The sequence below is a fragment of the Streptomyces sp. NPDC088261 genome (genome assembly GCF_044740805.1).
Lineage (GTDB): Bacteria > Actinomycetota > Actinomycetes > Streptomycetales > Streptomycetaceae > Streptomyces.
Genome location: NZ_JBIURL010000006.1, coordinates 198,544 through 217,755, shown reverse-complemented (window position 1 = coordinate 217,755; position 19,212 = coordinate 198,544). Strand labels below are relative to the sequence as shown.

16 protein-coding genes are annotated in these 19,212 nt (G+C 72.3%); 11 read left to right on the top strand and 5 right to left on the bottom strand.

Annotated elements, in window-relative coordinates; genetic code table 11:
* The first annotated feature begins 59 nt into the window (after positions 1 to 59).
* The gene (uvrA, locus tag ACIODU_RS14845) at positions 60 to 2,528 is read left to right on the top strand and encodes an excinuclease ABC subunit UvrA (RefSeq protein WP_401767626.1); all 2,469 of its coding nucleotides are present in this window, start codon (positions 60 to 62) and stop codon (positions 2,526 to 2,528) included.
* 40 nt (positions 2,529 to 2,568) lie between these two features.
* Here uvrA and ACIODU_RS14840 read toward each other — a convergent pair whose 3' ends face one another.
* Positions 2,569 to 2,991, bottom strand: a complete 423-nt coding sequence (locus tag ACIODU_RS14840) for a secondary thiamine-phosphate synthase enzyme YjbQ (protein WP_356425089.1) — start codon at positions 2,989 to 2,991, stop codon at positions 2,569 to 2,571.
* A gap of 93 nt (positions 2,992 to 3,084) precedes the next feature.
* Between ACIODU_RS14840 and ACIODU_RS14835 the strand changes: the two genes are divergently transcribed.
* The 6 genes from ACIODU_RS14835 to ACIODU_RS14810 all read left to right on the top strand — a co-directional run bounded on the left by ACIODU_RS14835 (position 3,085) and on the right by ACIODU_RS14810 (position 8,386).
* Positions 3,085 to 3,168 (top strand): putative leader peptide, encoded by an 84-nt coding sequence (locus ACIODU_RS14835; RefSeq protein ID WP_329223698.1) that lies wholly within the window; start codon positions 3,085 to 3,087, stop codon positions 3,166 to 3,168.
* Between the two features lie 149 nt (positions 3,169 to 3,317).
* Positions 3,318 to 4,193, top strand: a complete 876-nt coding sequence (locus ACIODU_RS14830; RefSeq protein ID WP_401767624.1) for an ABC transporter permease — start codon at positions 3,318 to 3,320, stop codon at positions 4,191 to 4,193.
* Complete coding sequence (locus tag ACIODU_RS14825; RefSeq protein ID WP_401767622.1) at positions 4,166 to 4,987, top strand: ABC transporter ATP-binding protein; 822 nt, start codon at positions 4,166 to 4,168, stop codon at positions 4,985 to 4,987. Before ACIODU_RS14830 ends, ACIODU_RS14825 begins: the two co-directional genes overlap by 28 nt.
* A complete protein-coding gene (locus tag ACIODU_RS14820; RefSeq protein WP_401767620.1) occupies positions 4,977 to 6,035 on the top strand; it encodes an ABC transporter substrate-binding protein in 1,059 nt (352 codons plus the stop codon). The genes ACIODU_RS14825 and ACIODU_RS14820 overlap by 11 nt, the downstream gene beginning before the upstream one ends.
* Positions 6,035 to 7,222, top strand: coding sequence for an LLM class flavin-dependent oxidoreductase (locus ACIODU_RS14815; RefSeq protein WP_401767618.1), 1,188 nt, complete (start codon positions 6,035 to 6,037; stop codon positions 7,220 to 7,222). Before ACIODU_RS14820 ends, ACIODU_RS14815 begins: the two co-directional genes overlap by 1 nt.
* Positions 7,223 to 7,261: 39 nt before the next feature.
* The gene (locus ACIODU_RS14810; protein ID WP_401767616.1) at positions 7,262 to 8,386 is read left to right on the top strand and encodes an NAD(P)-binding domain-containing protein; all 1,125 of its coding nucleotides are present in this window, start codon (positions 7,262 to 7,264) and stop codon (positions 8,384 to 8,386) included.
* A gap of 43 nt (positions 8,387 to 8,429) precedes the next feature.
* Here ACIODU_RS14810 and mltG read toward each other — a convergent pair whose 3' ends face one another.
* Complete coding sequence (gene mltG, locus ACIODU_RS14805; protein ID WP_401767614.1) at positions 8,430 to 9,278, bottom strand: endolytic transglycosylase MltG; 849 nt, start codon at positions 9,276 to 9,278, stop codon at positions 8,430 to 8,432.
* 77 nt (positions 9,279 to 9,355) lie between these two features.
* Positions 9,356 to 11,245, bottom strand: coding sequence for an ABC transporter ATP-binding protein (locus tag ACIODU_RS14800; RefSeq protein ID WP_401767612.1), 1,890 nt, complete (start codon positions 11,243 to 11,245; stop codon positions 9,356 to 9,358).
* Between the two features lie 91 nt (positions 11,246 to 11,336).
* Here ACIODU_RS14800 and ACIODU_RS14795 point away from each other — a divergent pair, with 91 nt between their 5' ends.
* From ACIODU_RS14795 to ACIODU_RS14785, 3 genes are all read left to right on the top strand, one after another.
* Positions 11,337 to 11,780 carry a MarR family winged helix-turn-helix transcriptional regulator gene (locus ACIODU_RS14795; RefSeq protein ID WP_401767610.1) on the top strand — a complete coding sequence of 148 codons (444 nt, stop codon included), beginning with the start codon at positions 11,337 to 11,339 and terminating at the stop codon, positions 11,778 to 11,780.
* 122 nt (positions 11,781 to 11,902) lie between these two features.
* Entirely contained in the window at positions 11,903 to 13,729 is a 1,827-nt protein-coding gene (locus tag ACIODU_RS14790) for an ABC transporter transmembrane domain-containing protein (RefSeq protein WP_401767608.1), read from the top strand.
* Complete coding sequence (locus tag ACIODU_RS14785; protein WP_401767606.1) at positions 13,726 to 15,507, top strand: ABC transporter ATP-binding protein; 1,782 nt, start codon at positions 13,726 to 13,728, stop codon at positions 15,505 to 15,507. Before ACIODU_RS14790 ends, ACIODU_RS14785 begins: the two co-directional genes overlap by 4 nt.
* Before the next feature lie 313 nt (positions 15,508 to 15,820).
* Here the strand turns inward: ACIODU_RS14785 and ACIODU_RS14780 are convergent, their stop codons facing one another.
* Entirely contained in the window at positions 15,821 to 16,753 is a 933-nt protein-coding gene (locus ACIODU_RS14780) for an SDR family oxidoreductase (protein ID WP_401767604.1), read from the bottom strand.
* 109 nt (positions 16,754 to 16,862) lie between these two features.
* On the opposite strand from ACIODU_RS14780, the gene ACIODU_RS14775 reads away from it, so the two are divergent.
* Positions 16,863 to 17,432, top strand: coding sequence for a TetR family transcriptional regulator (locus tag ACIODU_RS14775; RefSeq protein WP_401767602.1), 570 nt, complete (start codon positions 16,863 to 16,865; stop codon positions 17,430 to 17,432).
* Between the two features lie 942 nt (positions 17,433 to 18,374).
* On the opposite strand, the gene ACIODU_RS14770 is transcribed toward ACIODU_RS14775, so the two are convergent.
* Positions 18,375 to 19,166, bottom strand: a complete 792-nt coding sequence (locus tag ACIODU_RS14770; RefSeq protein ID WP_356430863.1) for a metal-dependent hydrolase — start codon at positions 19,164 to 19,166, stop codon at positions 18,375 to 18,377.
* Positions 19,167 to 19,212 lie beyond the last annotated feature (46 nt).

Genomic DNA, 19,212 nt, shown 5'->3' with positions numbered 1-19,212 from the left:
CGAGGCCCGGTGGCGGCGCCTGTCGCGCGGTTTCCAGGGTCATGAGGTAGTCAGGAGGGGTGGACAAGGACGCGACCGACCCCTTCGTACGTGTCAGGGGGGCCAGCGAGAACAACCTGCGGAACATCGATCTCGACGTTCCGCGGGACGCGATGGTCGCCTTCACCGGCGTCTCCGGTTCGGGCAAGTCCTCGCTCGCGTTCGGCACGCTCTACGCGGAGGCCCAGCGGCGCTACTTCGAGTCCGTGGCACCGTACGCCCGGAGGCTGTTGCAACAGGTCGGCGCACCGCACGTGCGGGAAATCACCGGGCTGCCACCGGCCGTGGCACTACAACAGCGGCGCGGGTCGCCCAGCTCGCGCTCGACGGTCGGCACCCTCACCACCCTGTCCAATCTGCTCCGCATGCTGTACTCCCGCGCCGGCACCTACCCGCCCGGGGCCGCACGACTGGAGGCCGAGTCGTTCTCACCCAACACCGCGGCCGGCGCCTGCCCGGAGTGCCACGGGCTGGGCGTCGTGCACGACGTCGCCGAGGACCTGCTGGTCCCGGACCCCTCGCTGAGCATCCGCGAGGGGGCGATCGCCGCCTGGCCGGGCGCCTGGCAGGGCGCCAACCTGCGCAGTGTCGTGAACGGCCTGGGGATCGACATCGACCGACCGTGGCGAAGGCTCAGGAAGAAGGACCGGGACTGGCTGCTGTACACGGACGAGCAGCCCTCCGTGTACGTCGAGCCGGAGGAGGAGCGTGTCGACTACGGCTACCAGGGCACGTTCTGGAGCGCGCGCAAGCACGTCATGCACGTCCTCGCCGACTCCAAGAGCGACCGGATGCGCGAACGGGCGCTCCGGTTCGTCAGGAGTGTGCCCTGCCCCGAGTGTCACGGCAGCGGACTGCGGCCCGAGGCGCTCGCCGTGACCTTCGCCGGACGTTCCGTCGCCGAGATCAACACGATGCCGCTCACCGAGGCCGTGGCGCTGCTGCGGCCCGTCGCGGGGCGGTCCGAGGCCGACGCCACCACGTCGACCGCCCGATCCGGGGAGACGACCGAGGTCGCGGTACGCATCTGCGGCGACCTGGTCGAGCGGATCGACGTCCTGCTCGAACTGGGCCTCGGATACCTCAGCCTCGGGCGCCGCTCCACGACCCTGTCGCCCGGCGAGGCGCAGCGCCTGCGGATCGCCACCCAGCTGCGCTCGGGGCTGTTCGGCGTCGTCTACGTCCTCGACGAACCGTCCGCGGGCCTGCACCCGGCCGACGCGGAACCGCTGCTGGACGTGCTGGACCGCCTCAAAGCGGCGGGCAACACGCTGTTCGTCGTCGAGCACGACATGGACGTCGTACGGCGGGCGGACTGGGTGGTCGACATCGGCCCCGGCGCGGGCGAGGGCGGCGGACGCGTGCTGTACAGCGGCCCGGTCGCCGGTCTTGAGCAGGTCGGGGAGTCGGCCACGAGCCACTACCTGTTCGGGCGCGCCCGGCCGCCCGATCACCGCCCGCGCACACCGCACGGCCGGCTGCGCCTGAGCGGCGTCTCCCGCCACAACCTGCGCAACGTGTCCGTCGACGTACCGCTCCGCGTACTGACGGCGGTGACGGGCGTGTCCGGTTCCGGAAAGTCGACGCTGGTGACGCAGGTGCTCGCCGAGGTCGTCCGCGGCCACCTCGGACTCGTACCCGAGGAGCCCGACGAGGCGCGGCTGGAGGTCGACGTCCGGGACGCGTCGGGGGTCGAGTCGTTCGACCGGCTGGTCCGGGTCGACCAACGGCCCATCGGCCGGACTCCCCGGTCCAACCTGGCCACGTACACGGGGATGTTCGACGCGGTGCGCAAACTGTACGCGGGGACGGACGAGGCCAGGGCGCGCGGCTACGCGGCCGGGCGGTTCTCCTTCAACGTGCCCGAAGGGCGGTGCGGGACCTGCCAGGGCGAAGGATTCGTCGCGGTGGAACTGCTGTTCCTGCCCGGCACCTACGCGCCGTGCCCGACCTGCCAGGGGGCCCGGTACAACGCCGAAACGCTGGAAGTCACCTACCGCGGCAAGAACATCGCGCAGGTGCTGGGGATGTCCGTCGACGCCGCCGCCACGTTCCTGTCCGCCGTCCCGGCCGCCTCCCGCAGTCTGGAGACGTTGCGCGAGGTGGGACTGGGGTATCTGCGGCTGGGGCAGCCCGCGACGGAACTCAGCGGTGGTGAGGCGCAACGCATCAAACTGGCCACCGAGTTGCAGCGAGCCCGCCGCGGGCACGCGCTCTACCTGCTCGACGAGCCGACGGCGGGGCTGCACCCCTCGGACATCGCGCTGCTCCTGCGACAGCTGCACCGGCTCGTCGACGCCGGCAACACGGTCGTCCTCGTCGAGCACGACCTCGACACGATCGCCACCGCCGACTGGGTCATCGACCTCGGGCCGGGCGGCGGCGACGCGGGCGGCCGGGTGGTCGCGGCGGGCACGCCGGCCGACGTGGCGAAGGCCCGCCGCAGCGCCACCGCGCCGTATCTCGCGGCCCGGCTCGCCCGCTCCTGACGACGGCGCGAGGGCTGGGCCGCCCCCTGGGCGATCCCGCTCAGCCCAGGAAGCTCAGCCGGACCTGTCGGTCCGGGTTGTCCCTGTTCGTGTCGACCAGGCAGACCGACTGCCAGGTGCCCAGTTCCAGGCGGCCGGCGAGCACCGGGAGGGTGGCGTGCGGGGGGACCAGGGCCGGGAGTACGTGGTCCCTGCCGTGGCCCGGGGTGCCGTGGCGGTGCTGCCAGCGGTTGTCCGCCGGAAGGAGTGTGTGCAGGGCCGCCAGCAGGTCGTCGTCGCTGCCTGCTCCCGTTTCGAGGATCGCGACGCCCGCGGTGGCGTGCGGGACGAAGATGTTGAGGAGGCCGTCGCGGCCGGCCGCGGTGTCGTGGAGGAACCGTTCGCAGGCGGCCGTCAGGTCGGACACGGTCTCCTCCCGGCCGGTGGCGATGTTCAGGACCCTGGTGGTGAAGGCGTCTGGCATGGGTCCATCCTGCCCGCTCGCGCCCCGGGATCGCGCGTCCGCGTGACGAGACGCCATTGACCGTGGCCGGAGGGGCTCGCTACGTTCTGCGCCATGTTGCGTTCAGCTCTGCTCACCACGCGCGGTCACATCGACCTGCTGCGGGTGGCTTCCGCCGCGTGTTGTCGCGGCCGCTGACCTTCTTCTTCCGTATCGCCGCCGACGCTCGGCGCGGCGTTCTGTTCCGCCCGCAGTCCCGTTGACCGTGTGACGCCGTCGTGCGTGGTCAGGGGGCGTCGAGGCGTTTTCCCGTACGGCCCTCTCCCCCACCTGCCCGTGGAGCCGTCATGACCGTCGATCATGCCCCACCGGACCTTCCCGTCGCCCCGGCCGGGGCAAAACCACCCGAGCTGGAGGCGGTTGTCCCCGCCGCCGGCCCGGGGAAACGTTCCTCCCCGCGCTCCGTCCCGCGCTGGCTGCGCAGGACCGTCGGACCGCTGCTGCTCCTCGTCCTCTGGCAGGTGCTCAGCTCGACCGGCGTCCTGCACCCCGACACCCTCGCCTCGCCCGGGTCCGTCGCCCGGTCGGCCGGGGATCTCATCGCGGACGGCACCCTGCCGACCGCGATGGGCGTCTCGCTCCAGCGGGTCGCCGTCGGACTGCTGATCGGCGGGGTCGCCGGGACCGCCCTCGCCCTCGCGTCCGGGCTCTCGCGGCTCGGCGAGGACCTGATCGACGCGACCGTACAGATGCTGCGGACCGTGCCGTTCATCGGGCTGATCCCGCTCCTCATCATCTGGCTGGGCATCGGCGAGGCGCCGAAGATCGCGCTCATCGCGCTCGGCGTCGCCTTTCACCTCTACCTCAACGTGTACGCCGGGATCCGGGGTGTCGACGAGCAACTCATCGAGGCCGGGCAGTCGTTGGGGCTGGGACGGTGGGGGCTCGTCCGGCACGTCATCCTGCCGGGCGCCCTGCCCGGCGCGATGACCGGGCTGCGGTACTCGCTCGCCACCGCCTGGCTGGCCCTGGTCTTCGGCGAGTCCATCAACGCCGACGCCGGCATCGGCTTCCTGATGAACCAGGCCAGGGAGTTCTTCCGTACCGACGTGATCGTCGTCTGCCTGGTCGTCTACGCCTTCCTCGGCCTGCTCGCCGATGCCGTCGTCCGCACTCTCGAAAGGCTGTTGCTGCAATGGCGACCCACCTTCAAGGGCCGGTGAACCACGTGAACCGCGTGAACGGCTTGAATGGCGCGAACGACGTGAGCGGCGACACCGCCGTCCGGGTCACGGGGCTCACCCGGGCCTTCGACAGCCGTCCGGTGATCGACCGGCTCGATCTCACCCTGCGCGCGGGCGAGTTCACCGCGCTCCTCGGCCGCAGCGGCTGCGGCAAGTCGACCCTCCTGCGGATCCTGGCCGGCCTCGACCGCGACATCGAGGGGACCGTGCTCGTACCGAAGCGGCGTGCGGTCGCGTTCCAGTCGCCCCGGCTGATGCCGTGGAAACGGGTCTGGCGCAATGTGCTGCTCGGCCTCGACGGCAGTCCCGGACGGGCCGTCGCCGAGGGCGCGTTGGAGGAGGTCGGACTCGGGCACCGGTCGGGCGCCTGGCCCAAGACGCTGTCCGGCGGCGAGGCCCAGCGCGCCTCGCTGGCCAGGGCGCTCGTACGGGAGCCCGATCTGCTGCTGCTCGACGAACCGTTCGGCGCGCTCGACGCGCTGACCCGTATCAAGGCCCAGCGGTTGGTGGCCGAGTTGTGGCAGCGGCGCGGCTGCGCGGTGCTGCTCGTGACCCATGACGTGGAGGAGGCCCTGTTGCTCGCCGACCGTGCGCTGGTGATGCGGGACGGTGTGATCGCGTACGAGACGGAGGTCGCCCTGGACCGGCCGCGCTCCGTCGGTGATCCCGCCTTCGCCGCGTTGCGTACGCGGCTGCTCACGGAGTTGGGCGTCGACGAACCGGCGGCCGCCGGGACGAGCACCGCCACCACCGGGACGAGCAATGCCGCGTAGGCCGCGAGGGCTGGCCTTCGCCCTCCTCCCCGTCGCCCTCACCCTCCTCCTCTCCGCCTGCTCCTCCGCCGCCGGCGACACCTCGGACGGTGGCCTCGGTGGCGGCGGCAACACCGACGGCAAGGGGTCCGTGACTCTCAACGTCGGTGACCAGAAGGGGGGTTCGGAAGCCGTCCTGCGCGCCGCCGGTGAACTGGACGACCTGCCCTACCGCGTGAAGTGGTCCACCTTCACCTCAGGACCGCCGCTGCTCGAAGCCGTCAACGCCGGTGCCGTGGACATCGGGAGCGTCGGCAACACCCCGCCCGTCTTCGCCGCGGGCGCCAAGTCGAAGATCACCGTCGTGGCCGCCACCCACGGCGACTCAGCCGGCGAGGCCATCCTCGTCCCCGAGAACTCGCCGCTGAAGAAGACGAGCGACCTCAGGGGGAGGACGGTCGCGGTCGCCCAAGGCAGCTCGGCGCACTACCAGTTGATCGCCTCGCTCAGGCAGGCCGGTCTGACGCCGGACGACATCAAGGTCACGCTGTTGCAGCCGGCCGACGCGCTCGCCGCCTTCACCAGCGGCAAGATCGACGCGTGGGCGGTCTGGGACCCGTACACCTCACAGGTCCTGCGCGGCGGCAAGGGGCGGGTGCTCACCACCGGACGCGGCGTGGTGAACGGCCTCAACTTCCAGGTCGCCGCCCCCGCCGCGCTCCGGGACAGGGAGAAGGAGCAGGCGATCGACGACTTCGTCACGCGGCTGCGCCGGGCGCAGGACTGGGTCTTCGAGCACCCCGAGGAGTGGGCGAAGGTCTGGGCGAAGGACACCGGACTGCCGTACGACGTGGCCCTCGACGCGGTGAGGCGGAGTTACGGCACCCGCGTGCCGGTCGCCCTCGACGAGGCCGCGATCGCCTCCGAGCAGGAGATCGCCGACAGCTTCGCCGATCTCGAACTCATCCCGGGCCGCTTCGACTTCGCGGACTTCGTGGACGACCGCTTCAACGACTCCCTGCCGCCGTCGACCTCCCCGGCGCGCAGTTACGGAAAGGCCCCCTCCTGATGAGCATCCATCTGCACTGGTTCCTGCCGACGGGCGGGGACGGGCGGACCCTCGTGGACCGGCACGCGTACACCGACGGTGGCATCACCCGTACCGGGAACACCGCCGTGACCGGGATCCGCGCACCCGACGTCGACTATCTGGCGCAGATCGCCAAGGCGGCCGAACGCCTCGGTTTCGAGGGCGTGCTGACCCCCACGGGCACCTGGTGCGAGGACGCCTGGCTGACGACGGTCGCGCTGTCCCAGCACACCGACCGGCTGAAGTTCCTGGTGGCGTTCCGGCCCGGGGTGATCTCCCCCGTGCTGGCGGCGCAGATGGCGTCCACGTACCAGCGCATCACCCGCGGCCGGCTGATGCTCAACGTGGTGACCGGCGGTGACTCCACCGAGCAGCGGCGCTTCGGCGACCCTCTCGACCACGACCGGCGTTACGCCAGGACGGCGGAGTTCCTCCAGGTCGTACGGGGTGTGTGGGGCGGGCGCCCGTTCGACTTCGACGGCGAGCACTACCAGGTCGAGGGCGGGCTGACGGCGCTGCCGCCCGACCCGCTGCCGCCCGTCTTCTTCGGCGGTTCGTCGGCGGCCGCGGGCCCGGTCGCCGCCGCGCACACGGACGTCTACCTGACCTGGGGCGAGCCCCCGGCGCAGGTGAAGGAGAAGATCGACTGGATCCGGGGGCTGGCCGAGGAGCAGGGCCGTACCGTCCGCTTCGGCATCCGGATGCACACCATCTCGCGGGACTCCGCGAGGGACGCCTGGGCGACGGCGGACCGGCTGCTGGACGACCTCGACCCGGAGACGGTCGCCGCCGCGCAGAAGGCGCTCGGCAGGAGCGAGTCGGTCGGGCAGCAGCGGATGCTCGCGCTGCACGGCGGCACCCGTGACCAGCTGGAGATCGCGCCGAACCTGTGGGCGGGGGTCGGGCTGGTACGGGGTGGTGCCGGGACGGCGCTGGTGGGCAGCCACGGCGATGTCGCCGACCGGATCGAGGAGTACCACGCGCTGGGGATCGAGCACTTCGTGCTGTCCGGCTACCCGCATCTGGAGGAGGCGTACTGGTTCGGGGAGGGCGTGACCCCGGAGCTGGCGCGGCGGGGGCTGCTCGCCGAGCTGGCGCCCCTGCCCGGCGCGGCGGGCGGCGGGGCGGGCGGCGGGGCGCCGCTGCTGGTGTCCGGGGGCCGCTGAGGCGGGAAGATCCCTCGTCGCCCGGCTGTTGCTGTGGACGTGAGCGACTTCGGCGTACGGGACATCGATGTGGTGGTCATAGGCGCCGGGCAGGCGGGTCTGTCCGGCGCCTACCATCTGCGCCGGTCGGGTCTGGAGCCCGACCGGGACTTCGTGGTGCTCGACCATGCCCCGCGCCCGGGCGGGGCGTGGCAGTTCCGGTGGCCGTCGCTCACGTACGGCCGGGTGCACGGCATGCACTCGCTGCCCGGCATGGAGCTGACCACGGCGGCGGCCGACGACAACCGGCCCTCCTCCGAGGTGATCGCCGCCTACTTCGCCGCGTACGAGAGCTGCTTCGGTCTGCGGGTGCACCGGCCGGTGGACGTCTCGGCGGTACGCGACGCCTCCGCCGTACGGGAAGGTTCCACGCCATCCGACGGCGGGGCGGGGCGGCTGCGGGTCGAGACGTCCGAGGGGATCTGGTCGGCGCGGGCCCTGATCAATGCCACCGGCACCTGGGACCGGCCCTTCTGGCCGCGCTATCCCGGCCAGGAGACCTTCCTGGGACGGCAGTTGCACACGGCGGACTACCCGGGCCCCGGCGAGTTCGCCGGCCTGCGGGTGGTCGTGGTGGGCGGCGGTGCCTCCGGGACCCAGCATCTGATCGAGATCGCGAAGGTGGCGGCGGACACGACGTGGGTGACCCGGCGGCCGCCCGTCTACCGCGAGGGCCCGTTCGGCGAGGAGCAGGGCCGGGCGGCCGTCGCCCTCGTGGAGGAACGGGTCCGCCAGGGCCTTCCCCCGCAGAGCGTGGTGTCCGTGACCGGGCTGCCGGTGAACGAGGCGATCACGAAGGCGCGCGAGGAGGGGGTGCTGGACCGGCTGCCGATGTTCGACCGGATCACCCCGACCGGCGTGGCCTGGGACGACGGCCGGGCGGTGGAGGCCGACGTGATCCTCTGGGCGACCGGTTTCCGGGCGGCCGTGGACCATCTGGCGCCCCTGCGGCTGCGGGAGCCGGGCGGCGGCATCCGTGTCGAGGAGACCAGGGCCGTACGGGACGAGCGGGTCCATCTGGTCGGGTACGGGCCTTCGGCCTCGACCATCGGCGCGAACCGGGCGGGCCGGGCGGCCGTACGGGACATCAGGCGGCTCCTGGCGCGGGTGCCCGAGTCGGTGTGAGCCCTGGGGACAGCCCCTCGGCCGGTACCCCGGGGACAGCTCCTTAGCTGCTACGACTGGCCGCCCGGCGGTTCGCGTTGAACTCCGCCACGTTCCGCTGCTGCTCGGCGAAGCTGTCCGTGAAGCGGGTGTCCCCCGGCGCCACGGTGACGAAGTAGAGCCAGTTCCCCCGCGTCGGATGCACCGCCGCGTCCAGCGCCTCGTCCCCCGGGTTCCCGATCGGGGTCGGGGGCAGTCCCTTGCGTTCGTACGTGTTGTACGGGCTGTCGACCCCGGTGTCCTGGTACGTGGTGTCCAGGCTGCTCCGGTTGAGCGCGTAGTTGATGGTCGAGTCCATCTGGAGCGCCATCCCCCGGGCCAGCCGGTTGTGGATGACGCGGGCGACCTTGCCCATGTCGGTGGCCGTCGCGGCCTCGGCCTGCACGATGCTGGCGATGGTGACGGCCTGGTAGACGGTCACGTGGTGGAGCTGGGCGCCGGTACTGACGCGGTGGTCGCCCAGCCGCTGGTTCGCTGTGTTGACCATGAAGCTCAGCAGGCTGGCGGGGGTGCTCTCCGAGTCCACCGGATACGTCGCCGGGAAGAGGTAGCCCTCCGGGTTGTCCCCCGCCGTCTCCGGGAGGTCGAGCGGTACGGACGCGGCCTTCTCGCGCGTGGTGCCGGCCGGCATGCCGAGGACGCGGTCGACGGAGGCGTACACCTGCGCGGCCCGCCGTCCCTCGGGGACGACCAGCGTGGCCGGTCCCGGGCCGTCGGATCCCCGCTCGACCAGGACGGGCACCAGCACCGCGACGGCGATGACCAGGACGGCGCCCATCATGAGGACCAGCCGGCCCCGGCGCGTCAGCCGGGGACGGCGCCCCGGCCGGCGCCTCGAAGGGTCGTACGTCATACGGGCACGCTAACCCGCGGTGATCACCGATCACGGCACGTGGGGAGCGGCGACACGGTAGAGGCAGGACAGAGGGCCTAGGGCGCGAGCGACGCCAGGTCCTCCGCCGGGGGCAGGGTCTCCCCGGCCCCCGCGGGCCGCGTGTCCCTGCGGACCAGCGCCGCGTACCGGCCGTCCTCCCGCAGCAGCTCCTCATGGGTGCCCCGCTCCACGACGCGCCCCGCGTCCAGGACCACGATCTGGTCCGCGTCCCTGATCGTGGAGAGCCGGTGGGCGATGGTGAGGGTGGTACGTCCTTCGGAGAGCGCGTCGATGGCCTGCTGCACCGCCTGTTCCGTACGGGTGTCCAGCGCGCTGGTGGCCTCGTCCAGGATCAGGACGGGCGGGTCCCGCAGGATCGTCCGGGCGATGGCCAGGCGCTGCTTCTCGCCGCCGGAGAAGCGGTACCCGCGCTCGCCGACGAGGGTGTCGTACCCGTCGGGCAGCGAGGCGATGTGGTCGTGGATCTGGGCGGCCCTGGCGGCCGTCTCCAGCTCCTCGTCCGTGGCGTCCGGCTTGGCGAAGCGCAGGTTCTCGGCGACGGAGGCGTGGAAGAGGTACGTCTCCTGGGACACGACGCCGACCGCGCGGGCGAGGGTGTCGAAGTCCAGGTCCCGTACGTCCACCCCGTCCAGGAGGACCCGGCCGCCGGTCACGTCGTACAGCCGGGGCACCAGATAGCTGAGGGTGGACTTGCCGGATCCCGTGGGCCCGACCACGGCGAGGCTGCCGCCGGCCGGGACCGTCAGGTCGATGGAGCTCAGCGTCCGGCCGCCCTTGCCCTCGTAGCTGAAGTCGACGCCCTCGAAGCGGACCTCACCGCCGATCTTGGCGAGGCGGACCGGCTCGTCGGGCTCGGTGATGTCGACCTTCAGGTCGAGGTATTCGAAGATGCGCTGGAAGAGCGCGAGGGACGTCTGCATCTGCACACCGGTGGAGAGCAGGCTCACCGCCGGGCGGAAGAGGCCCTGCTGGAGCGAGACGAAGGCGACGAGTGTGCCGATGGAGACGGCCGTGCCGCTCTCGTGCAGCGCGAGGCCCGCGACCCAGTAGATGACCGCCGGCATGGCGGCCATCACGATCCCGATGGTCGACATGCGCCAGCGTCCGGCCATGTTCGACCGCACTTCCAGGTCGACGAGCTGCTCGGACTCGTCGGCGAACGCCTTCGTGAGCGAGTCGGCCCGGCCCATCGTGCGTCCCAGGAGGATGCCGCTGACGGAGAGCGATTCGGTGATGTTGGCCGCCATCGTGGCCATCTGGCGCTGGCAGTGGGTGGTGATCTTCTTGCGCTCGCGGCCGACACGTCGGCTGATCCAGACGAAGACCGGCAGGAGGAGCAGCGAGACGAGCGTGAGCCGCCAGTCCAGGGCGAGCATCGCGACGACCGTGGCGATGACGGCCGTGAGGTTGGAGACCAGGGAGGTCGCGGTGGAGGTCACGGTCGCCTGCATGCCGCCGATGTCGTTGGCGATGCGCGACTGGACCTCGCCGGTCCGTGTCCTGGTGAAGAAGGCGAGCGGCATGCGCTGGAGCTGGGCGTACACGCCGGTGCGCAGGTCGTGCATGACGCGCTGGCCGACGGTCGTGGAGATGAGGGTCTGGAGCACGCCGAAGACGCTGTTGACGACGGCGGTGAGGATCATGCCGAGGGCGAGCAGGCTCAGCAGGCCCGTACGTCCCTCGGGGATGGCGGTGTCGAGGATCTCGCGCAGCAGGAACGGCGAGGCGACGGAGACCAGCGACGAGGCGCCGACGAGCAGCCCCACGACGGCGAGACGGCCGCGGTAGGGGCGGAAGAGACGGAAGATGCGCCGCAGCTCGGCGGGGGGTTCCCGGCCCGGCGCCTCGGCGCCGGGACCGCCGGGGGCGGGCCGGCCGGCCTCGGGGGCCGGCGAGGGTGTCCAGGTGGGGGCGTGCGGGTTCATGGGCTCCTTCGAGAGGGGTGTCGTGACATCCTTGAGCATAGCCGATAGTTACCTGTGTTCACAATGAGCGTGGTCCTGATATTATTCCGCCATGGACACCCCCGATCCCGACGGCGTGCTGGCCGAGCAGCTGTTGCGTCTGACCCGGCGGCTCCACCGCCTCCAGAAACGGCAGCTGGAACCGATCGGTATCACGCCCGCGCAGGCGAGACTGCTGCGCACGGTCGCGATGTACGACACCCCGCCCCGCATGGCCGATCTGGCCGCGCGCCTGGAAGTGGTCCCCCGCGCGGTCACCACCCTGGTCGACGGTCTGGAGGCGAGCGGCTGGGTCCGCCGCGCCCCGGATCCGACCAACCGCAGAGTGGTACGGATCGAGCTGACCGACACGGGCACGGCCACGCTCAAGTCGCTGCGGCTGGCCCGGCGTTCGGCCGCCACGGAGATCCTGGCCCCGCTGACCGGCGAACAGCGCGAGACGCTGGGCGGGCTGCTGGCGACCCTGGTCGACGGGACGGCCGGCTCCCGCTGCTGACCCCGTTCCCCGACAGAGCGGATGGCTCGATTCCGCTCGTCCCGGAGAAAATCGATTGCTCCGGGCCGGGCGCGAGGGCGAACCTGGCACGGTTTGCGCCACTCCACCAGTCATGGGACGTCATGCAGATTCGCGATCTTCCGTATCCCGATCCAGGGGTTCCCGACGCGCGGTCGGGCCCCCGGTTCCTGCTGTGGCTCGGACGCAACCAGCTCGGCGGGCAGCTCAAGGCCGTGGCCTGGGGACTGCTGCACCACCTGGGCATCGCCGGTCTCCCGGTCGGTGCCGGGCTCGCCGTCCAGGCCGTGGTGGACCGCTCCGGCGGGCGCCTCGCGTGGGCCGGTGGCCTCATCGCGCTGTGCGGCGCCGCCATCGCCCTCGGCGACACGATGCTGCACCGCACCGCCGTCACCAACTGGATCACCGCCGCCGCCCGCGTCCAGCAGCTGCTCGCCCGCAGGACGGCCGACCTGGGCTCGGCGCTGACCCGCCGGGTCGCCGCCGGGGAGGTCGTGGCGGTCTCCACGGGGGACGTCGAGAAGATCGGCTGGTTCGTGGAGGCGCTGTCGCGCTTCCTGGCCGCCGCCCTCGCCATCATCCTGATCTGCGTGGGGCTGCCGCTGTACCTGCCCGAGCTGGGCTGGATCGTCGCCGCCGGGGTGCCGGTGCTCGCGCTGGCCGTCCTGCCGCTGCTCCCCGTGGCCACCCAGCGCGCCGACATCCAGCGCGAGAAGGGGGGCAAGGCCACCGAACTGGCCTCGGACACCGTCGCCGGACTGCGGGTCCTGCGCGGCATCGGCGGCGAGGAGCTGTTCCTCGGGCGCTACCGCGCCGCGTCCCAGGAGGTCAGGAGGGCCGCCGTCCGCAGCGCGCGGATGTGGTCGCTGATCTCGGCCGTCCAGGTCCTGCTGCCGGGCATCCTGCTGATCTCGGTGGTCTGGTACGGCGCGCACCTCGCGCTCGACGGGCGGATCGGCGTCGGCGGGCTGGTGACCGTCTACAGCGCGGTGACGCTGCTGCTCTTCCCGCTGGGCCAGTTCGAGGAGATCGCCATGGCGTACTCCTTCTCGCGGCCCTCCGCGAAGCGCGCGGCGCGGGTGCTGTCGCTGGAGCGGACGTCGTACGACGACGAGCGCGGCGGCCTCGACGACGCGCGGCCGACCGGGGACCTCTACGACCCGGCGACCGGGCTGCTCGCCCCGGCGGGACTGCTGACCGCCGTGGTGTGCGGCGACCCGGACGCGGCGGGGCTGCTCGCCGAACGCCTGGGCGGGCACGCGGCCGAGGAGGAGAAGAGCCCGTCGGTGCTGCTCGGCGGGGTGGCGCTGGACGACCTTCCGCTCGACGCGGCGCGGGCCAGTGTGCTCGTACAGGACAAGGATCCGGTGCTGCTGTCGGGCACGCTCACCGAGCTGCTGGACGTGCCTGCCTCCGGCGCGGTCGACGCCGGGAAGGCGCTGGAGGCCGCGCAGTGCGCGGACGTGCTGGACGCGCTCGCGCAGGCGTCCGTGGACGGCAGCGGCGACCCGATGTCGTCGCGCATCACCGAGCGCGGGCGCTCGCTGTCCGGTGGCCAGCGCCAGCGGCTCGCGCTGGCCCGTTCGCTGGTCACGGACCCGGAGGTGCTCGTCCTGGACGAGCCGACGTCCGCCGTGGACTCGCACACGGAGGCCCGGATCGCGCAGGGCGTCAAGGAGTTGCGGGCCGGTCGTACGACGATCGTGTTCGCGTCCTCGCCGCTGCTGCTGGACAGCGCGGACCGCGTGGTGTTCGTCCACGAGGGGGCGGTCGCCGCGGTGGGCGGCCACCGTGAGCTGGTACGGACCGACGCGCGGTACCGCGCGGTCGTGACGCGCGAGACGGAGCCGGAGAGCGAAGAGCTCTCCGTACAAGACGAGTTGACACCGGCGTCCGCGCGGGCCCGGGAAGAGATCGAGGAATCGGCATGATCGGCCTGTCTCCCCCGGCGTTCGACCCGGCGGCCCCGGAATCGGCGGCCACCCTGCCCGTCGGGACGCCCGCGACCGTACGGGCCTATGTGCGGGAGCTGCTGCGCCGCCACCGCCGGGCGTTCGTCCTGCTCGTCACGGTCAACGCGGTCGCGGTCGTCGGGTCGATGGTCGGTCCGTACCTGCTCGGCTCGCTGGTCGAGGATCTCTCCGAGGGGGCGCGCGACCTGCACCTGGAGCGCGTCGCCGTGGTGTTCGCGGTGGCGCTGGCCGTCCAGACGGTCTTCACCCGGCTGGTACGGCTGCGCGGGGCGATGCTGGGCGAGGAGATGCTCGCCGATCTGCGGGAGGACTTCCTCGTCAGGGCGGTCGGGCTGCCGCCGGGCGTGCTGGAGCGGGCCGGGACCGGCGATCTGCTGTCCCGGATCACCACCGACATCGACCGGCTGGCGAACGCGATGCGGGAGGCCGTGCCGCAGCTGGCGATCGGTGTGGTGTGGGCGGCGCTGCTGCTCGGCGCCCTGACGGTCACCGCTCCGCCGCTGGCGCTCGCCGTGCTGGTCGCGGTGCCGCTGGTGGTGGCGGGCTGCCGCTGGTACTTCAAACGGGCGCCGTCCGCGTACCGTTCGGAGGCCGCCGGGTACGCCGCGGTCGCCGCGATGCTCGCGGAAACCGTCGACGCGGGCCGGACGATCGAGGCGCACCGCCTCGGCGCGCGCCGCGTCGCCCTGTCGGAGCAGCGGGTCAAGGAGTGGACGGCGTGGGAGCGGTACACGCTCTGGCTGCGGTCGGTGCTCTTCCCCGTCATCAACCTCACCCATACGACGATCTTCCTGTCCGTCCTGATGATCGGCGGGGTGTTCGTCCTCCAGGACTGGATCACCGTCGGACAGCTGACGACGGGGGCGCTGCTCTCCCAGATGCTGGTCGAGCCGGTCGGGCTGATCCTGCGGTGGTACGACGAACTCCAGGTCGCCCAGGTGTCGATCGCGCGGCTCGTCGGCGTGCGGGACATCGAGCCGGCCGGGGGCGACGAGTCGGTCGTCCCGGACGGCAGGACCGTCAGCGCGGACGACGTGCGCTTCGGGTACCGGGCGGGGGTGGACGTCCTGCACCGGGTGACGCTGGACGTCCCGCCGGGCACCCGGCTCGCGCTGGTCGGCCCGTCGGGGGCCGGCAAGTCCACGCTGGGGCGGCTGCTCGCGGGCATCTACGGGCCCAGGACCGGCAGTGTCACGCTCGGCGGGGCGGAGCTGTCCCGGATGCCGGCCGAGCGGGTGCGGCGGCATGTGGCGCTGGTCAACCAGGAACACCACGTGTTCGTCGGGTCGTTGCGCGACAACCTGCTGCTGGCCCGCACGGACGCGTCGGACGCCGAGCTGTGGGGGGCGCTGGGCGCGGTCGACGCGGAGGGCTGGGCGCGGGGGCTCGGCGGGGGCCTGGACACGGAGGTCGGGTCGGGCAGTACGACGCTGACCCCGGCGCAGGCCCAGCAGGTCGCCCTGGCCCGCCTCGTCCTGGCGGACCCGCACACGCTGGTCCTGGACGAGGCGACCTCCCTGCTGGACCCGCGGGCGGCGCGGCATCTGGAGCGGTCGCTGGCGCGGGTGCTGGACGGCCGTACGGTGGTGGCGATCGCCCACCGCCTGCACACCGCGCATGACGCGGACGTCATCGCGGTGGTGGAGGAGGGCCGGATCAGCGAGCTGGGGAGCCATGACGAGCTGGTGGCGGCGGAGGGGGCGTATGCGGCGTTGTGGCGGTCTTGGCATGGCTGACGGTGCGGTGGGGCGCGGGGCGCCCGGCTTGGCGGCGGCCGGCTTTTGTCCTCAAGCGCCGGACGGGCTTGATTTCGCCCGCTGCGGGTGCCCGTGCGGGGCGGGCCCGGCCTGACGGCCGGAGTGTTGTCCTCAAACGCCGGACGGGCTTGAATTCGCCCGGCGCGGGTGCCCGTGGGGGGCGCGCTTGGCTTGGCGGCCGGGGTGTTGTCCTCAAACGCCGGACGGGCTGGATTTGCCCGCCTCGGGTGCGGGGCGGGTCCGTGGAGTGGGGGGCGCTTCGCGGACGGGCCCCGGGGCCCGGGGGGAGGTGTCAGGTGGTTGTGGTGGTGAAGTAGTGGCCCTCGTCCAGGTCTTCGAGGAGGCCGGCATGGGTCGGGTGCCAGTTCAGCAGGTCCCGGGTGTGGGCGGCGGAGGTGGGGCTGTCCAGGGCGAGGAACGAGGCCATCCAGGCGAAGTGCCCGGCCGCCTCGTCCGGGGGGACCGAGACCACGGGCAGGCCCAGGTGGCGCCCGATCACCTCGGCGACCGCCTTGATCGGCACGCCTTCGTCCGCGACGGCGTGCAGGGTGGAGCCCGCCGGGGCGTTCTCCAGCGCCAGGTGGAAGAGGTGGGCGGCATCGGCGCGGTGCACGGCGGGCCAGCGCTGGGCGCCGTCACCGACGTAGCCGGAGACGCCCTTCTCGCGGGCGATGGCGACCAGCGTGGCGAGGAAGCCCTGGTCCCCGTCGCCGTGGACGGTCGGAGCCAGCCGTACGACCGACGAGCGCACGCCCCGGTCCGCGAGAGCGGTCGTGGCCTGCGCGGTCGCGAGCCGCCTCGCGGGGCCGGGAGCGTGGGCGCCCTCGGTGACGGACTCCTGGCCGTCGCGCTCGGTGGCGAACCGCCCCGGCGCGAGGCCGAGCGTGCCGGAGGCGATGAGGAGCGGGCGGCCGGTCCCGGCGAGTACGTCGCCGAACATGTCGACGGCCCTGCGGTCCGCGTCGGCGGCGTCCTCGAAGCCACCGCTGAACGCGATGTCGTGCTTGAAGGCGAGGTGGATCACGCCGTCGGACGCCTTGGCCGCGTCGCGCAGGATGTCGAGATCGTCGAGCGTGCCGCGCAGTACGTCGGCGCCGGCCCGGGTGAGGGCGTCTGCCGAGGCGTCGGAGCGGGCGAGGCCGAGGACCTTGTGGCCGGAGCCGAGGAGTTCGGGGACGACGGCGGAGCCGATCCAGCCGGACGCGCCGGTGAGGAACACACGCATGGGAGACCTCCAGGGTCGATGTCGATGCCGTGACCGTCGATGTCAGTCACTGCCATCACCACCAACGTAACACTCGATGTCAGTGACTGCCATCGCGTAGGATCGAGGCATGAGCCGATGGGAGCCCGACGCACGCGGGAGGCTGGAGCGGGCCGCGCTGGAGCTGTACAGCGAGCGGGGTTTCGAGCAGACGACGGCCGCGCAGATCGCGGAACGCGCGGGTCTTTCCGAGCGGACGTTCTTCCGCCACTACGCCGACAAGCGCGAGGTGCTGTTCGGGGGCGCCCAGCTGCTGGAGGGGGCCTTCGTGGAGACCCTGGCGGCTGTTCCGGCGGCGGTCGGACCGATGGACGCGATGGCGTCGACGCTGGAGGCGCTCTCGGACTTCTTCGCGGACCGGCACGAGTTCGCGCGGCGGCGCCAGGCGGTCATCGCGGCGAACGTGGAGCTTCAGGAGCGCGAGCTGATCAAACTGGCGACGCTGACCGCGGCGCTGTCGACGACGTTGCGGGGGCGGGGGGTGGGTGAGGCGGCGGCGAGCTTGGTGGCGGAGGTGGGGGTGGCGGTGTTCAAGGTGGGGTTTGAGCGGTGGCTACGGGCTGAGGGGGGAGCGTTGTCGTCGTTCTTGCGCGAGGCGCTTTTGGAGTTGCGGGTGGTGGTGGGGCCCCCGCCGCGATGACCGCGCCGCGGTCAGGGTTGTCCTCACGCCGGACGGGCGCCTACGCCCCGGTGGGCGGCGCGGCTTCCCTGCTTGTCCTCGCGCCGGACGGGCGTGTGCGCCCCGGTGGTGGGCGCGGCTTACTGATGTCCTCAATCGCCGGACGGGCTTGATTTTGCCCGCTGCGGGCCGCGTTTTCTGGCGCGGGTTGTCGCCGGGGGCCGGTCAGGGGTCGTGTCCTGCACTGCATGTTTTACGTCGCGTGCGACCAGTCGTATTGATTGACGATCGCCATGCGACACAAAACACGCTTTACGTTCCGGACACGACCCCTGCCCGTCCCCCTTCCAGGCCCGCGTCACTACCCGACCCGCTCCGGGGCGGGGCGGCAGGCAGCCCGGACCCGCACCGGGGCACTTCAAGCCCGTCCGGCGCTTGAGGACATCAGTAAGCCGCGCTGTCGGCAACCCAGGCCCGCCCGGACGCCCCCCCCAGCCCGTCCGGCGCTTGAGGACGACCCTGACCCGCACCGGCGCGCCGCGCGGGGGCACACCCCAGCCCGTCCGGCGTTTGAGGACATCAGTGAGCCGCGCCCGCGCAACGGACCGCAGGGTCCCCGGGGCGGGCGGGGTCGTTCAGTTCACCCCCGGCGTGAGGGGGGCGGGGTCGGAGGAGGTGCGTGTGTCCGGACGTAAAGCGTGTTTTGTGGCGCATGGCTACCGTCAACAAAACAAGACCTCGCACGCGCCGTAAAACATGCAGTCCGGACATACGTACCTCCGCAGGCCCCGCCCCCCGTCACCACGACACACCCAGCCCGTCCGGCGATTGAGGACAAGTAGTAAGGCGCGCCCACCACCGGGCCGCACACGCCCGTCCAGCGCAAGGACACGCAAGACGCCGCGCCCACCACCGCCGCGCAGACGCCCGTCCGGCGCGAGGACAAAACAAGAAGCGCGACCGCTAAAAGACCCCCAGCGCCGACGCCGCCCCCACCGCTCCCAGGATCATGAACACCGGCGTCAGAACCTTCAGCTCCACCCAGCTACCCGCGCGAAAGCGCATCGGCTTCGGCGGACCCAGCGCGTACCACCGCTTCCGCCCCAGCGGGATCGGCCACAGGATCGGGCAGCCCGACACCGTCAGCGCGTCGCCGATGTCGTGCACCAGCGCGCCCAGCACGATCGGCAGGCCCAGCCACAGGTACTCCTGGCCGGGCGCGGTGAACAGCCAGTCCGAGCCGTTGCCCGGCTGGTCCAGGATGCCCGCGAGATTCCACGCGGACGTCGCCCCCAGCAGCCACACCAGGATGTCGCTCGACATCCTCGCGGCCCGCCACAGCAGCCCCTCCACCGCGAGGACCAGGTGCACGAAGAGGATGAAGAGCACCGCCCAGCGCCCGCCCACGAGCGCCAGCCCGGACGCGCCCGCGCCGATCGTGACGGCCCAGAGCCAGGTGTGCGTGAGGGTGCGGTGCCCCCCGCTCCTGCGGGCGTCGCCGGGCTTCTTCGTCGCCTTGTAGACGGCGTACGACAGCTTGTCGACGATCTCGCACATCCGCTTCGAGACCGGGCCGAACGCCCTCGATATCGTCGCGGCCTTGTGGTCCAGGTCGGGGGCGAGCGCGGCCCCCGCGGTGATCAGCGCGCCGACCACCAGTACCGGCCACGGCATGCTGTGGCCGGTGGCCGCCGCCGCGGCGCCCACCCCCAGCCAGGCCGCAGCCCCTGACAGTGAGTGTGCCGGTCCCATCATGCGCGTATCCGCCCCATTGCAGTTGTGGAGAAGCTCAGTTGACAGG

Coding starts and splice junctions, on each gene's coding strand:
- ACIODU_RS14840 (WP_356425089.1), bottom strand. CDS start 2,991: ATGCCAGACGCCTTCACCACCAGGGTCCTGAACATCGCCACCGGCCGG.
- ACIODU_RS14835 (WP_329223698.1), top strand. CDS start 3,085: ATGTTGCGTTCAGCTCTGCTCACCACGCGCGGTCACATCGACCTGCTG.
- ACIODU_RS14830 (WP_401767624.1), top strand. CDS start 3,318: ATGACCGTCGATCATGCCCCACCGGACCTTCCCGTCGCCCCGGCCGGG.
- ACIODU_RS14825 (WP_401767622.1), top strand. CDS start 4,166: ATGGCGACCCACCTTCAAGGGCCGGTGAACCACGTGAACCGCGTGAAC.
- ACIODU_RS14820 (WP_401767620.1), top strand. CDS start 4,977: ATGCCGCGTAGGCCGCGAGGGCTGGCCTTCGCCCTCCTCCCCGTCGCC.
- ACIODU_RS14815 (WP_401767618.1), top strand. CDS start 6,035: ATGAGCATCCATCTGCACTGGTTCCTGCCGACGGGCGGGGACGGGCGG.
- mltG (WP_401767614.1), bottom strand. CDS start 9,278: ATGACGTACGACCCTTCGAGGCGCCGGCCGGGGCGCCGTCCCCGGCTG.
- ACIODU_RS14800 (WP_401767612.1), bottom strand. CDS start 11,245: ATGAACCCGCACGCCCCCACCTGGACACCCTCGCCGGCCCCCGAGGCC.
- ACIODU_RS14795 (WP_401767610.1), top strand. CDS start 11,337: ATGGACACCCCCGATCCCGACGGCGTGCTGGCCGAGCAGCTGTTGCGT.
- ACIODU_RS14790 (WP_401767608.1), top strand. CDS start 11,903: ATGCAGATTCGCGATCTTCCGTATCCCGATCCAGGGGTTCCCGACGCG.
- ACIODU_RS14785 (WP_401767606.1), top strand. CDS start 13,726: ATGATCGGCCTGTCTCCCCCGGCGTTCGACCCGGCGGCCCCGGAATCG.
- ACIODU_RS14780 (WP_401767604.1), bottom strand. CDS start 16,753: ATGCGTGTGTTCCTCACCGGCGCGTCCGGCTGGATCGGCTCCGCCGTC.
- ACIODU_RS14775 (WP_401767602.1), top strand. CDS start 16,863: ATGAGCCGATGGGAGCCCGACGCACGCGGGAGGCTGGAGCGGGCCGCG.
- ACIODU_RS14770 (WP_356430863.1), bottom strand. CDS start 19,166: ATGATGGGACCGGCACACTCACTGTCAGGGGCTGCGGCCTGGCTGGGG.